Consider the following 13,030-nt stretch of genomic DNA (forward strand, 5'->3'; position numbering starts at 1 on the left):
CATACCGTCGTGCTCTGCGGGAATGGATGTGGATTCCGACATTTTCGAGCCGCGAAACGGCGTTGTCACCGTTCAGCGGTTTCGAATGGGAAACGCTTGCGCGTCAGGGCGACCAGGGGCGCTGATCGGGAACAAACAGGGTCAGGGTGTCGCCCAGCGTCACGGCCCCCGGTCGTTCGACCCAGGCCGTCACCCCGCGCCGCCCTTGTGCGGCTGGCTTGAACCCAGCGCCATGGCCGGGCGCGTCAGCCTCGATCTCGCGGCCAGGCAGCACGCAGGGGCGGTTTTCCATGTCGACGGTCAGTGTCATCCCGCCGCTGGCCTGCAGGCGAGAGGATGGCGGGACATGGGTAAAATCCGGAATCCCCTGCACAACGACGCTGGCCCCCAGCAGACCCGGGTCCAAGCTGTCGACACCCATTTCGTCGGCGATATCGGCCAGTTCCTCGGCCGACAGGATCGTCAGCTGGCGCACGTTGCGGATCTCCGTGCCCCGTGGATACAGATTGCTGACCCGCACGCAGGAAGGGCGGTTCAGCCCTTGGTGGCGCGCACCGCTGTCGCCCGCGAAATCAAGGTCCAGCCGGTCTACCGAGCGGGCACGCAGAGAGTCCCCGGCCGGGACATGCCCCAGCCAGACGACCGTAGCCTTGAAATCGGTTTCGCGCAAAACGGGCATGGGAGTTTCCTTGTCTGTCGGTTTATCCGTCGCAGCCTGCGTCCCATTGCAGGAAAGGCAAGAAAAAACCCGGCGCGTGGGCCGGGTTTTTTGCGTCAGGCAGTGGGTTCGGGCTCCATCCCGCCCTCGGGCGGAGATTTCTTGGGCTTGGTCTTCGGAATTGCCGTCACGCTGGCCGCGCCACCCTGATCGGGTGTACCGCTTTCGTCATCGCCTGCGTGCGGTGGCTCGCCCTTCATCACCCGCTTGATCTCGTCTCCGGTCAGGGTTTCGTATTCCAGAAGGCCCTGCGCCAGACGCTCCCATTCCTCGTGATGGTCGGTCAGGATCTGGTGCGCGCGCTCATATCCCTGCTGGATCAGGCGCTTGACCTCTTCCTCGATCAACTCTTTGGTGTGGGCCGAAACCGAGAACCCCGCGGTATTGCCCTGATAGCCCTCATGCGCCTCGGCATAGTCGATATTGCCGACCTTGTCGGACATGCCCCAGCGCATCACCATGGCCCGCGCCAGCTGGCTGGCCTGCATGATGTCGCCGGCCGGGCCGTTCGAGACGTGATCCTCGCCGTATTTGATGACTTCGGCGGCCTTGCCCGCCATGGTCATGGCCAGCTTCTGCTCGCACTCGTCTTTGTGATAGTTCAGCTGGTCCATCTCGGGCAGGCTGACCACCATGCCCAGCGCACCGCCGCGCGGAATGATCGTGGCCTTGTAGACCGGATCGCACAGCGGCAGGGTCATGCCGACAACGGCATGGCCGGCCTCGTGATAGGCGGTCTTTTCCTTCTGGTCCTGAGTCAACACCATCGAGCGGCGCTCGGCCCCCATCATCACCTTGTCCTTGGCGTTCTCGAAATCCTCCATGGTCACGAAACGCCGACCGACCCGCGCGGCCATCAAAGCCGCCTCGTTCACCAAGTTGGCAAGATCGGCGCCCGAGAACCCGGGTGTGCCGCGCGCGATGATGCGCAGATCGACATCCGGGCCAAGCGGCGTCTTGCGGGCATGCACCGCAAGGATCTTCTCGCGTCCTTTGATATCGGGATTGCCGACGGTCACCTGACGGTCAAAGCGGCCCGGGCGCAGTAGCGCCGGGTCCAGCACGTCCTTGCGGTTGGTTGCTGCCAGGATGATGACGCCTTCGTTGGCCTCGAACCCGTCCATCTCGACCAGCAACTGGTTCAGGGTCTGTTCGCGTTCGTCGTTGCCGCCGCCGTAACCGGCGCCACGGTGGCGACCCACGGCGTCGATCTCGTCGATGAAGACGATGCAAGGCGCGTTCTTCTTAGCCTGCTCGAACATGTCGCGCACGCGGGACGCGCCCACACCCACGAACATTTCCACAAAATCCGAACCCGAGATGGTGAAGAACGGCACGCCGGCCTCACCCGCAATCGCTCGGGCCAGCAGCGTCTTACCGGTACCCGGAGGGCCGACCAGCAGCGCGCCTTTGGGGATCTTGCCGCCAAGGCGCGAGAATTTCTGCGGGTTGCGCAGGAACTCGACGATCTCTTCCAGTTCTTCCTTGGCCTCGTCGATGCCCGCCACATCGTCAAAGGTCACGCGGCCATGCTTTTCGGTCAGCATCTTGGCCTTGGACTTGCCAAAGCCCATGGCACCGCCTTTGCCGCCACCCTGCATCCGGTTCATGAAATAGACCCAGACACCGATCAACAGGAGGAAGGGAAGCAGCGTGATCAGGAACGACTGGAAACCCGATTGCTGTTGCTTCTCTGCCCGAACCGGGATGTCTTTCTCGATCAGCAGCTTGGTGACCTCGGCATCACCGGGTTTGATCGTGACATAGTTGCCGCCGGACCCCGTGGTATAGCGGATCTGTTCCCCGTCCAGCGTCACGTTCTTGACGTCGCCCGCTTCGACGGCGCTGACGAAATCGGAATAGGTGCGTTCGTTGCTCTGAAGCGTTCCACCTGGACCGCTGAACAGGTTGAACAATGCAAGGATCAGCAGGAACAGAACGACCCAGAAGGCGATGTTGCGCGCGTTGCCCAAGAAATATCTCCCAAAAGACTTCGGCAGATCACAACCTGCCGTGTTGACCCTTAAAATAGAGATGATTGGCGCAGGTTCAATGCGATAAAAACGCGGCCTGAACCTGGGCCCGCGCGGGGACGATTTCAGCCATCCAGCCATTGGCCAGACCAGCCAGCGGCGCCGACAGCAGGTGATCGCCCCGCCAGACCGCGGGCGTCGAACTCAGCACGACCCGCGGCAATCCCTCGGCGCGCCAGTCCGGTAACTGTCTCAGTCCAACCTCTCCCAGCGCGCGCGTCTCGGCGCCGTCGGTGTCCGGCCCGCGCAGAATCCAGCGCCCATCCCAGAGGTCGCCCGGCCTGGCAACCTTCCCGAACACGGCGTTCAGCTCTCGGCAAATCCACGCAAATTTCCCGGACGGAACGATCTGGCATCCTCCGATCACAGCGGCTTGCCCTGCCGCAATCGCGGCCATCGCGCGCGCGACCGTAGCCTGACGCGGAGGGTAGTCTTCCCCCGCGATCCAACGCACGAACCCCACGACCAGCCGTCGCTGAACTTCTGGCGGAGCGGCGGCGAAGCCCGCCCGGTCCAACTGGATACTACCCGCGTGCTGGGTCGCGATGCTCTGGGCCATTTCCCGCGCATATCGTTGCAAGGCTTGATCTGCCCGTCCCATGTTCTCAGCGACGCGCGCCAGAGTTTCGGCAGTGATCCCCAGTTCGGACAAGCCCGCCAGCGCCTGCCGGGCCTTGATCCGGTCGAACCGACGGTCCTGATTCGAAGGGTCCTCTGCCCAGCCGACCCCTTCCGTGTCCAGATAGGCGCGCAGATCGGCACGGGTGGCAAACAGCAAGGGCCGATACAGGGTGACGCCTCCCATGTCCCGCATCACGGGCATGGCCGACAGGCCGGTAACGCCAGCCGCGCGGGCAAGGCGCATCAGAACGGTTTCAGCCTGATCATCCGCCGTGTGCCCCAGGGCGATGGCCGCTATGCCCCGTTCCGCCGCCCAACCGCGCAGCAATTGATACCGCGCCCGCCGGGCCTGATCCTGCAGGTTGCCTGACCCGTCCCAATCCCTCCATTCGAGGATCGTGTGCGGGATATTCATCTGTTCGCACAGCGCAGCCACCCGGGCCGCTTCATCCCCGGCCTCGGGACGCAAGCCGTGGTCCACCGTGGCCGCGAACAGGCGGATGCCCTCACCCCCTGCGACGCGCGCCAGCAAATGTAACAGGGCGGTTGAATCGCTGCCGCCCGAAACCGCGACTCCCAGCCGAGGCGGCAAGGGGCTGGGCAGCCGCGTCCGAAGCCCGGAAAGAAGGCTCTCGGTGTCGCGGGTCAAGAGCAGTCCAGCGACGCCATTTCCTGCGACGCCGCGGAAACGAAACCCGAATCGGGAAAGCGCACCGAAACCTCGCCCAAGGTTATGCAGGCCTGTTCGACCTGTCCCAGACGGCCCAGCGCAGCGCCCAGTTCGTACAGGGCCTCGGGGGCTACGGGACCCTCGGATTCGACGGTAAAACTTGCCAGAAACGCCCGCGCGGCTTCACGCGTGTCCCCCAGCCCTTCCAACGCCTGACCGCGGCGCAGATTGGCCTCGGCGGCCAGCGGGCTGCCAGGATACTTGGCGTCGAATTGCGCCAGCAGGTCGGCGGCCGTCTGGAAATCACCATCGGCCAGGGCCTGCGCCGCCTCGTCGAAATCGGCCTGCTCGCCCACGGCAAGCTCGACCTGGCCGGCACCCTCTGCGATGTCCGGCGCCGGTGGGGTGACGATCGTCGCGGCGTCCTCGCCGCCAAGGGGCGCGGTCGGCTCGCCGCTGAACTCACAGCCCGGCTCCAGCTCGCAAAGCCGAAACTCGAGATCACCGATCCGGTTGGTGCCGTCGCTCACGATGTTCTGGATACGCTGGTTCAACTGCTCGGTCTGGCGGGTCAGCCGCTGCAATTCGGCCTCAATCGCATCAACCCGTTCCAGGATCGAGCTGCCGGACAGGTTTGGCGCGGGCGCGCCGGTGGTCGAAAACTCGCGCTTGAGCCGCTGGATTTCTACATGCAGCACGGTCAGCTCCTGCCGGATATCCGCCAGGGTCTGCTGATCCTGCGCCTGCGCCCCGGTGGCGACGGTCAGGGCCGCCGCCAGCACCAAACCTGCAACCTTCATACCATCACCCCGCGGTCGAACCGGTCAGCACCGTCACCGCCCGGCGGTTCTTGGAGTAGCATTCCTCGGTGCTGCAAATCTCGATCGGGCGCTCTTTGCCAAAGCTGATGGTCTGAAGGCGGTTCCCGGCCACCCCGCGCGAGATCAGGAACTCGCGCGCGGCATTGGCACGGCGGGCGCCCAGCGCAAGGTTGTATTCCCGCGTGCCCTGTTCGTCGGCATGGCCTTCGATGGTGGCGGTATAGTCGGTATTGGCCAGCAACCAGTCGGCCTGGCCCTGCAGAATGGTCTGCGCCTCGGGGGACAGCGTGGACTGATCGACCGCGAACAGAACCCGGTCACCGACCGCCTGCTGGAAATAGGCCGGCGAGCGCGGATCACTGGCCGAACCCGGCACCAGCGCCCCGGCCCCGCCTGCCCCGCCCAGGGCCGAAGGATCATTGTTGGTACAGGCGGTCACCAGCGCCAGCGCGCCCAGTGCCGCGATCTTGCTCAATACGTTCATTTCAATCGCCTCTGGTTCCATTTTGTTGTTTGACGCCTGTCTATCACAGCCAAGGTACCTTGTGAACGTCGGCATCATTGACGATCAGTTCATTTCAACAACGGCCCCCATGACGGATCGCTGCCCCCGTCCGGTGTGCGGACCGGGCGTAGGTTGCGCCCCGAGATGTCGACCGAATACAGCGTAGACCGCCCGCTGGCCCCCTGTGTTTCGCGGGTGAACATTATGACCCTGCCATTGGGCGACCAGGTCGGACCTTCATCCAGGAACGAGGCGGTCAGCAGACGCTCTTCGCTGCCGTCCACGCGCATCACGCCGATGTGGAAGCGGCCCTTGTTCTGCTTGGTGAAGGCAATCAGATCGCCCCGCGGCGACCAGACCGGTGTGCCATAGCGGCCCTGGCCAAAGCTTATGCGGGTCGCCTCGCCGCCATTGGCGGGCATCACATACAACTGAGGCTGGCCCGACCGATCACTTTCAAAGACGATCCGCGAACCGTCCGGCGAATAGCTTGGCGCGGTTTCGATGGCAGGCGTATTGGTCAGGCGTACGCTCTGCCCCGAGGCCAGATCCATCTTCCACAGGTCGGTATTGCCGCCCTGGGTCAGCGAATAGACGATCGAGCGACCGTCGGGCGAGAACCGCGGCGAAAAGCTCATGGTGCCGTCCTGCGTTTTCAGCTCCTGCTTTTTCACCCGGCCCACATCCAGCAGATAGATGCGCGGGCGGCCGCTTTCATAGCTGGTGTACAGCAGCCGGTCGCCCGCCGGTGAAAAGCGCGGCGCCAGAACGATGGCGGCACTGTCGGTCAGGTACTGCACATTGGCGCCGTCGTAGTCCATGATGGCCAACCGTTTGCGCCGCTGATCCTTGGGGCCGCTTTCCGACACATAGGCGACGCGGCTGTCGAAATAGCCACCCTCGCCCGTGATGCGGCTATAGACCTGATCGGCCACCTTGTGCGCCATCCGCCGCCATCCATCGATCGGGCCCGAAAACTGCAACCCGTTGCCCAGTTCCTGCCCCGAAAACACGTCCCACACCCGGAACCGCACCGTCAGGGTATTGCCCGAGAGGTTCACCGCGCCGGTCACCAGCGCGTCGGCGTTGATCGCCTTCCAGTCAGCGAACTGGATCGGGGCCTCGAAACTGCTGACCTGGCTGATGAAGGCCTCGGGCGCGATTTCGCGGAACAGGCCGGTGCCGGTCAGATCGGTGGCGACCACGCGGCTGATGTCGGTGGCATATTGCGTGGCGGCCGGGGTATCGGGCACGAAGTTCGGCACAGCGAAGGGCATCGGTTCGATGATGCCTTGATCCAGCTCCAGCCTCAGCGGCCCTGTCTGGGCAGACGCCGGGGCCGACAGCAAGGTCAGGCCGACAAGGAGGCTGGTCAGTAGTTTCATCATTTGATCCGCATCCTCTCGGGATTGAAGGTGATCTCAATATCCTTCCAATGCGCGTATTTGTCAGCAGGAAGGTCGTATCCTTTGGCACCACAGCGCAAAATCGCGCGTCGGGCGGCCTCGTATGCCTGTTTCGCGGCGCCCGCCGACCCGCCCGAGCTGTCCAGCATCCGCAGGCTGCCCGCAACGATCGTGCCGTCGCGGTTCAGCGAAAAGCCGACCACGACGACGGTTTGCAGGGCGTCGGTCGACAGGGACCCCACGTTCCAGCACCGCGAAACGGCCAGACGCATCGCGTCTTTCTCGCCGCTTGTCAGGGGCGGGCCGGCCGGTTCCTCGGCGGCACCCAGCGCCTCGGCCAGGGCATCGTTGATGGCGGCCTGATCCTGCGGGGCCGGCTCGGATGGTGTATTGGTCTCGGCCACCTCGGCCTGAGCGGTTGGTTGCGGCCGGCTGGGCCGTACCCGCGGGCGCGGCGAACGTTGGGGCGACAGGTCCTTGCCTTGTTCCGCTTCGGTCACGATCTGGTCGGTCGCCTCTTCAGGGGCGGTCTGATCCTGTTGTTCTTGCTGGGTCTCGGCGCCCTCATCCAATGAAACGGCCGGTGTTTCGATGTCATCGGGCTTGGCATCCGGCGGTGGCGGCGCGATGGGTTCCGGCGCGATCTTGTCGGCGGGGCGCGGCTGAGACTCGGGCAAGGCGGGCAAAACGGCCACCTCGGGTTCGGGCTCCGCCAGAACCGGGGGCTGTTCGATGATTTCCGGCTCGGGCGGTGCCTCGACGGGGACGGGCTGAGGCTCGGGGTCTGGTTCCGGCGGAGTCACGGTTTCGGGTCGCGGTGGTTCCTCATCAACCGGCTCAGGGAGCTGAGGCGCCGGGGGTTCTGCGTCCGGAGTTTCAAGCCCACCAGGCGCCACCGCCACCGCCGGAGCCTCCCGCTGTGCAGTCAGCGCCGCGAATTGCTCGGCCGAGATCACCGACACCTCCTGTACGGCCATCGGCAGGGGCTCGGAGCGGAAGGTGCCGCCGAACAAGGCCCAACCGATCAGGGTGACGTGGGCAATCGCCGAAATCTTGGTGCCGGTATCCACCGCGCGGCCTCACTCTTGGCCTTCGTCCAGCGACGGTCCGCCGGTGTCGGTGACCAGGCCCACATTGGAAAAGCCTCCCGCGTTCAACGCGCCCATGACCTGCATGACCTGCGCATAGGGGATCGCGCCGTCGGCCCGCAGGAACACGCGGTCGCTGCTTCGCTCGGCCGCGATGGCGCGCAATTTGCCGACCAGTTCGTCACGCGCGACGTCCGTGGTCTGAATCTGCACCCGCCCATCCGCCGTCATGGTCACGGTCAGCGGTTCCTCGTTGTCGCCGGGCAAGGCGCTTGCCGCCGTCTTGGGCAGGTCGACCGGAACACCCACCGTCATCAGCGGGGCGGCAACCATGAAGATGATCAGCAGCACCAGCATCACGTCCACGAAGGGGGTGACGTTGATCTCCGCCATCGGCTGGGCACGGCCGCGGCGGCGTCCGCGGCGACGCCCGTTGCCGCCCGACGATTGCTGCATCGCCGCGCCCATGTCAGCTGTCCAACTGGCGTGACAGGATGGTCGCGAATTCGTCGGCGAATGCCTCGTATCCGCCGACGATGTGGTCGCTGTCCGCGCTCAGCTTGTTGTAGAAGATCACTGCCGGAATCGCCGCCAGCAGGCCCAAACCGGTGGCCAACAGCGCCTCGGCGATGCCCGGCGCCACGACGGCCAGATTGGTGTTCTGCTGCTCGGCGATTTCGATGAAGGCGTTCATGATGCCCCAGACCGTGCCGAACAGCCCGATGAAGGGCGCGGTGGACCCCACCGTGGCCAGGATCGGCAGGCCCTTGTTCAGCTTTTCGGCCTCTTTCGCGATGGCCACGTCCATCGACCGGTCGATACGGGCCGTGGCCCCCGCGATCAGCCCGCCGTCGTTGCGATGCGACCTGCGCCATTCGATCATCCCGGCCGCGAAGATCTTTTCCGATGCGCCATCGGGCTGCGGTCCGATCTGCTCGAACAGTTCGTCCAGCGGATTGCCCGACCAGAAGGCCTGATCGAATGCCTCCGCCTCGCGCCGGGCCGCGCGATAGTTGATCAGCCGTTGAATGATGATCGACCACGACCAGAAGGATGCGACGACCAGCATCAGCATCACGACCTTGACGATGAATGTCGCGCGGGCAAACAGCCCCCACATGGAGAAATCGATCTCCTGCGCAAGCGCCAGCGTTTCAGCTTCCATGAACCTGCTCTTTGTTTTGCCTGACGGCCGTTGTTTGGCCTTGTTTTACCGAACGCTAGCGCAGTTGCGTGCAAAATGCCATCAGAACCGCCGGGCCTGAGCAAATTGTTACATCAATGCGCGAATCTCTGCCGGCAACCGGATCGGCTTGCCGTCCTTGTTGATGCAGACGGCGGTGACGGTGGCGCGGAAGATCTCGGTGTCACCCCGACGGATCAGCTGTGCCATGGTCAGACGCACGCCCGAGATCGCGACGACCTCGGTCTCGACGATCAACTCGTCGTCGAACCTGGCCGAGGCAAGATAGTCGGCCTCGACGCGCCGCACGACCCAGACGACACCCGCCTCACGCATTGCGTTCTGGTCATTGCCCAGATTCCGGACCCAATCCGACCGGGCGCGCTCGATATAGCGCAGGTAGTTGGCGTGATAGACGACGCCTCCCATGTCGGTGTCCTCGTAATAGACGCGAATGGGAAAGACGTGTTTCATTGCGGACGCTCCATCCGGGCGAACAGGCGCAGCGCGTGCGAAGGGTCCTGCGCCACCGCCGGCAGAACCGGATCATAGGCGGCGCGGATCAGCCCGGCAATGTCGGGCCGAAGGATCGTCGTCTCGCCCGCCACGGCCAGGGGCGAGCGGTCGCGGAACGCCGTGTCGGACCACAGCAAAATGGTCTGAACGACCTGCGAAAGGGCCAGGGTTTCAGCCGGCACCTTCGACAACTCGCGATCCATCCGAAGAAAGACGAAAGCCGCTCGGATCGCACCGTCTTCGTCGAAGCGGAAAATCCGGTACTGGTTCGCCCCGGCGCCCTCCAGCCGCGCAACCAGCGAGACAAGATCGGGTATCAGACGATCCAGGTCTGGAACCTCGGGCAACTCGCTCCACTCGCGAAAGAAGAACACCATGCAGTTGGCACCCAGTTCGGGGTCGGTCTCGGCCATCTTGTGATCGGCCAGCGCAACCACCGCCTCGAACGCGCCTTTGACCGTGGCCAGGGTTTCATCCTCGACCCCGAACACGATAGGCACGATCGGACGGCCCCAGCGCGCAAACAGGAACGCGCCATCGGATCGGGTAAACAACGCCTGGATCTCTTCGGGTGTCACGCCCTGCCCTTCGTCTTTTGAAAATTCTCTCGCCCCAGCCTTAAGGTCTGAAGCCGGCGGCTTCAACCAAACAGGTCGCTCTGTCCCTTGGGCGCGGTCATGCCGAGATGCGTCCAGGCCTTCTGTGCCAGCATCCGGCCGCGCGGCGTGCGCTGGATCAAGCCCTGTTGCAAAAGATAGGGCTCGATCACTTCTTCCAGCGAGTCGCGGCTTTCCGAAAGGGCGGCCGACAAGGTCTCGATCCCCACCGGGCCACCGCCATAATTCTCGGCGATCAGTTTCAGATAGCGGCGGTCGGCCCCGTCCAGACCCAGATTGTCGACGCCCAGCCGCGTCAGCGCGCCATCGGCCAGCTCGCGCGTGATGCGACCGTCGCCTTCGACAATGGCGAAATCCACGACCCGCCGCAGCAGCCGTCCGGCGATACGGGGGGTGCCCCGCGACCGGCGCGCGATCTCGCGCGCACCGTCGTCATCGGCCGGCGCGCCCAGCTTGCGGGCGTTGCGGGTGACGATCTCGTGCAGCTCGTCCACGGTGTAGAATTGCAGCCGGGTGGGAATACCGAACCGGTCGCGCAGCGGGGTGGTCAGCAGGCCCATCCGCGTGGTCGCCCCGACTAGCGTAAAGGGCTGCAGCTCGATCCGCACGGTACGGGCCGCGGGGCCCTCGCCGATCACCAGATCCAGCTCGAAATCCTCCATCGCCGGGTACAGCACCTCTTCCACCGCCGGATTCAGGCGGTGAATCTCGTCGATGAACAGCACGTCGCGCTCTTCGAGATTGGTCAGGATCGCCGCAAGATCCCCGGCCTTGGCCAGAACCGGCCCCGAGGTCATGCGGAAGTTCACCCCAAGTTCGCGCGCCATGATCTGCGCCAGCGTCGTCTTGCCCAAGCCCGGAGGGCCGTGGAACAGCGTGTGGTCCATCGCCTCGTTCCGCTGGCGGGCCGACTGGATGAAGATGCGCAGATTGGCCCGCGCCTCGGCCTGGCCGATGAATTCGTCCAGCCCCTGCGGGCGCAAGGCGCGGTCGTTGTCCTCGGGCAGAGGCTGCGGGCGCAGGGTCGGGTCGGCATCAACCATTCATTCAGCCTTTCGGAGCCAGCAGTTTCAACGCCGCGCGGATCAATTCGGCCTCGCCGGCATCGGGCAGGTTGGCGGCGGCCTCAGCCACGGCAGAGGCGGCCTCGGACGGGCCATACCCCAGGTTCGACAGCGCCGACAAAGCACCCGCCGACGCCGCACCCGCGCCGGGTTTCGGGGACCGCACGGGGGCCGGCGCCGGGTCTGCGGGTTCAACCACCTCGGCCACGGGGCCGTCCATTGCCTCGGTCACCGTGCCGCCCATCGCCATGACGCCGGGCGCCTTGTCTTTCAGGTCCAGCACGATGCGCTGCGCGGTCTTAGGCCCGACACCCTTGGCCGCCTTTACCGCGCCCCAATCGCCTAGCGCGATGGCCCGGCTGACCCCGTCCGGCCCCAGCGCCCCAAGAATGGCCAGAGACACCTTGGCCCCCACCCCCTGAACCGAGCAGAGCAGCCGGTGCCATTCTTTCTCGACCAGTGACAGAAAGCCGTAAAGCTGCATCAGGTCCTCGCGCACCACCAGATCGGTGTACAGCGAGACCGCCTCGCCCACCCCGGGCAGGGCCGCCATGGTGCGGTCCGAGCAATAGACGATGTAGCCGACCCCGCGCACGTCGATCAGAAGGTGATCCGCCGCGCGGTAGTCGATGCGTCCTGTCAGCTTGCCGATCATGAGACCACCTGTTTGATGCGGGCCTGCGGCGTCGCCCCGTAGAACGCATGGCAGATCGCGATCGCCAGCGCGTCCGCCGCATCGGCCCCCTTGGGCTGGCATCCCGGCAACTGAAGTTTGACCATGTGCAGAATCTGCTCCTTCTCGGCGTGCCCTACACCCACCACGGTTTTCTTGACCCGGTTGGGCGCATATTCGCCCACCGGCAACCCGGCCTGCGCCAAGGTCAGCAACGCCACTCCGCGCGCCTGACCCAGCTTCAGCGTCCCGGCGCCGTCCTTGTTGACGAAGGTCTGTTCGATCGCTGCCTGGTCGGGTTGATGCTCGGCGATCACCTCGACGATCTGGTTGTGCAGCGACAAAAGCCGCTCGCCCAGATCATCCCCGTCGGATTTGCACAGGCCGTTGGCAACGTGGCTCAGCCGGCTGCCATGTGATTCGATGACGCCCCATCCCAGGGTGCGCAGCCCCGGATCGATGCCCAGAATTCGCATGTTGTGCCTCGGCCTGCTCGGGTTTTCGTGATCTTTTTCATCGATTAGCACGAAGCGTGAACATTTTCCAAGCGAATTGACACCACACCCAAAAACGACACCTATGCTCCACCTGCGACACGGCGGCCTGAATCCGACGCCGGAAGGTCTGAAATCGACATGGCTCGGGGGTCATTTTTCACCTTTTTTTCATGGCTTTTTCAGGTATCGGGACCCTTGCAAAATCTGCATGGGACACATGCAATTTTGTGCCTTGCTCGGGCGCACCTTCGTCATTAGCTGCCGCGCAGCATTTGGAATGAAGCACCAACCAGAAGGAAGCAGGATATGGCTGCACTGGAACCCACCCGCGCCGCAATTGGCTCGATCGGCTTTGCAGGCCGTATCGGCGCTTTTCTGGCCTCGATCGTGAACGCCGTCATCGAATGGAATGATGCCCGCATCACCCGCAAGGCGCTGAACGGCCTGAGCGATCGTGAATTGGAAGACATCGGCCTGTGCCGGGGCGACATCGACGCAGTCGCCGAAGGCTGCCGCTGAACGACGGCCACCACCACTCACTTGCTCACTCCAGCCATCGGTTCAGAGGCGGGGGCAAAAAACGAACACCGCGGACCGGAAGGTGCGCGGTGTTTGCGT

The 13,030-nt window shown here is 64.5% G+C and carries 15 protein-coding genes; 1 reads left to right on the plus strand and 14 read right to left on the minus strand.

Annotation, left to right across the window (positions count from 1 at the left end; genetic code table 11):
- Positions 1 to 103: 103 nt before the first annotated feature.
- The 14 genes from AC2FMD_RS02040 to ruvC all read right to left on the minus strand — a co-directional run bounded on the left by AC2FMD_RS02040 (position 104) and on the right by ruvC (position 12,391).
- Entirely contained in the window at positions 104 to 679 is a 576-nt protein-coding gene (locus AC2FMD_RS02040) for an MOSC domain-containing protein (protein WP_496743482.1), read from the minus strand.
- A 95-nt stretch (positions 680 to 774) separates the two neighbouring features.
- Positions 775 to 2,691, minus strand: a complete 1,917-nt coding sequence (gene ftsH / locus AC2FMD_RS02045; RefSeq protein WP_496681367.1) for an ATP-dependent zinc metalloprotease FtsH — start codon at positions 2,689 to 2,691, stop codon at positions 775 to 777.
- A gap of 76 nt (positions 2,692 to 2,767) precedes the next feature.
- The gene (gene tilS / locus AC2FMD_RS02050; protein ID WP_496743483.1) at positions 2,768 to 4,021 is read right to left on the minus strand and encodes a tRNA lysidine(34) synthetase TilS; all 1,254 of its coding nucleotides are present in this window, start codon (positions 4,019 to 4,021) and stop codon (positions 2,768 to 2,770) included.
- The gene (gene ybgF / locus AC2FMD_RS02055) at positions 4,018 to 4,842 is read right to left on the minus strand and encodes a tol-pal system protein YbgF (protein ID WP_496681363.1); all 825 of its coding nucleotides are present in this window, start codon (positions 4,840 to 4,842) and stop codon (positions 4,018 to 4,020) included. The genes tilS and ybgF overlap by 4 nt, the downstream gene beginning before the upstream one ends.
- A 4-nt stretch (positions 4,843 to 4,846) precedes the next feature.
- Complete coding sequence (pal, locus tag AC2FMD_RS02060; RefSeq protein ID WP_496743484.1) at positions 4,847 to 5,347, minus strand: peptidoglycan-associated lipoprotein Pal; 501 nt, start codon at positions 5,345 to 5,347, stop codon at positions 4,847 to 4,849.
- A gap of 89 nt (positions 5,348 to 5,436) precedes the next feature.
- A complete protein-coding gene (tolB, locus tag AC2FMD_RS02065) occupies positions 5,437 to 6,756 on the minus strand; it encodes a Tol-Pal system beta propeller repeat protein TolB (protein ID WP_496681360.1) in 1,320 nt (439 codons plus the stop codon).
- Positions 6,753 to 7,844: a cell envelope integrity protein TolA gene (gene tolA / locus AC2FMD_RS02070; RefSeq protein WP_496743486.1), complete on the minus strand. Its 1,092-nt coding sequence runs from the start codon at positions 7,842 to 7,844 to the stop codon at positions 6,753 to 6,755. The genes tolB and tolA overlap by 4 nt, the downstream gene beginning before the upstream one ends.
- A gap of 9 nt (positions 7,845 to 7,853) precedes the next feature.
- Positions 7,854 to 8,330: a protein TolR gene (gene tolR, locus AC2FMD_RS02075; RefSeq protein WP_496688381.1), complete on the minus strand. Its 477-nt coding sequence runs from the start codon at positions 8,328 to 8,330 to the stop codon at positions 7,854 to 7,856.
- A gap of 1 nt (position 8,331) precedes the next feature.
- Positions 8,332 to 9,027, minus strand: coding sequence for a protein TolQ (tolQ, locus tag AC2FMD_RS02080; protein ID WP_496681354.1), 696 nt, complete (start codon positions 9,025 to 9,027; stop codon positions 8,332 to 8,334).
- 108 nt (positions 9,028 to 9,135) lie between these two features.
- Positions 9,136 to 9,519, minus strand: a complete 384-nt coding sequence (gene ybgC / locus AC2FMD_RS02085) for a tol-pal system-associated acyl-CoA thioesterase (protein WP_496681352.1) — start codon at positions 9,517 to 9,519, stop codon at positions 9,136 to 9,138.
- Positions 9,516 to 10,139, minus strand: a complete 624-nt coding sequence (locus AC2FMD_RS02090; RefSeq protein ID WP_496794595.1) for a hypothetical protein — start codon at positions 10,137 to 10,139, stop codon at positions 9,516 to 9,518. The genes ybgC and AC2FMD_RS02090 overlap by 4 nt, the downstream gene beginning before the upstream one ends.
- A gap of 62 nt (positions 10,140 to 10,201) precedes the next feature.
- Positions 10,202 to 11,221 (minus strand): Holliday junction branch migration DNA helicase RuvB, encoded by a 1,020-nt coding sequence (gene ruvB, locus AC2FMD_RS02095; RefSeq protein WP_170435328.1) that lies wholly within the window; start codon positions 11,219 to 11,221, stop codon positions 10,202 to 10,204.
- Between the two features lie 4 nt (positions 11,222 to 11,225).
- A complete protein-coding gene (gene ruvA, locus AC2FMD_RS02100) occupies positions 11,226 to 11,897 on the minus strand; it encodes a Holliday junction branch migration protein RuvA (protein WP_496681347.1) in 672 nt (223 codons plus the stop codon).
- Entirely contained in the window at positions 11,894 to 12,391 is a 498-nt protein-coding gene (gene ruvC / locus AC2FMD_RS02105) for a crossover junction endodeoxyribonuclease RuvC (protein WP_496681345.1), read from the minus strand. Before ruvC ends, ruvA begins: the two co-directional genes overlap by 4 nt.
- A gap of 327 nt (positions 12,392 to 12,718) precedes the next feature.
- Between ruvC and AC2FMD_RS02110 the strand changes: the two genes are divergently transcribed.
- Complete coding sequence (locus AC2FMD_RS02110) at positions 12,719 to 12,931, plus strand: DUF1127 domain-containing protein (RefSeq protein ID WP_496794596.1); 213 nt, start codon at positions 12,719 to 12,721, stop codon at positions 12,929 to 12,931.
- Positions 12,932 to 13,030: the final 99 nt, after the last annotated feature.

This window comes from Ruegeria sp. BHSC276 (assembly GCF_059612945.1).

What these genes read in the sequence shown, in the direction of transcription:
- ruvC (WP_496681345.1), bottom strand. Translation starts at nt 12,391, where the DNA reads ATGCGAATTCTGGGCATCGATCCGGGGCTGCGCACCCTGGGATGGGGC.
- tolQ (WP_496681354.1), bottom strand. Translation starts at nt 9,027, where the DNA reads ATGGAAGCTGAAACGCTGGCGCTTGCGCAGGAGATCGATTTCTCCATG.
- AC2FMD_RS02040 (WP_496743482.1), bottom strand. Translation starts at nt 679, where the DNA reads ATGCCCGTTTTGCGCGAAACCGATTTCAAGGCTACGGTCGTCTGGCTG.
- ybgC (WP_496681352.1), bottom strand. Translation starts at nt 9,519, where the DNA reads ATGAAACACGTCTTTCCCATTCGCGTCTATTACGAGGACACCGACATG.
- tolB (WP_496681360.1), bottom strand. Translation starts at nt 6,756, where the DNA reads ATGATGAAACTACTGACCAGCCTCCTTGTCGGCCTGACCTTGCTGTCG.
- ybgF (WP_496681363.1), bottom strand. Translation starts at nt 4,842, where the DNA reads ATGAAGGTTGCAGGTTTGGTGCTGGCGGCGGCCCTGACCGTCGCCACC.
- ruvA (WP_496681347.1), bottom strand. Translation starts at nt 11,897, where the DNA reads ATGATCGGCAAGCTGACAGGACGCATCGACTACCGCGCGGCGGATCAC.
- pal (WP_496743484.1), bottom strand. Translation starts at nt 5,347, where the DNA reads ATGAACGTATTGAGCAAGATCGCGGCACTGGGCGCGCTGGCGCTGGTG.
- ruvB (WP_170435328.1), bottom strand. Translation starts at nt 11,221, where the DNA reads ATGGTTGATGCCGACCCGACCCTGCGCCCGCAGCCTCTGCCCGAGGAC.
- tolR (WP_496688381.1), bottom strand. Translation starts at nt 8,330, where the DNA reads ATGGGCGCGGCGATGCAGCAATCGTCGGGCGGCAACGGGCGTCGCCGC.
- AC2FMD_RS02110 (WP_496794596.1), top strand. Translation starts at nt 12,719, where the DNA reads ATGGCTGCACTGGAACCCACCCGCGCCGCAATTGGCTCGATCGGCTTT.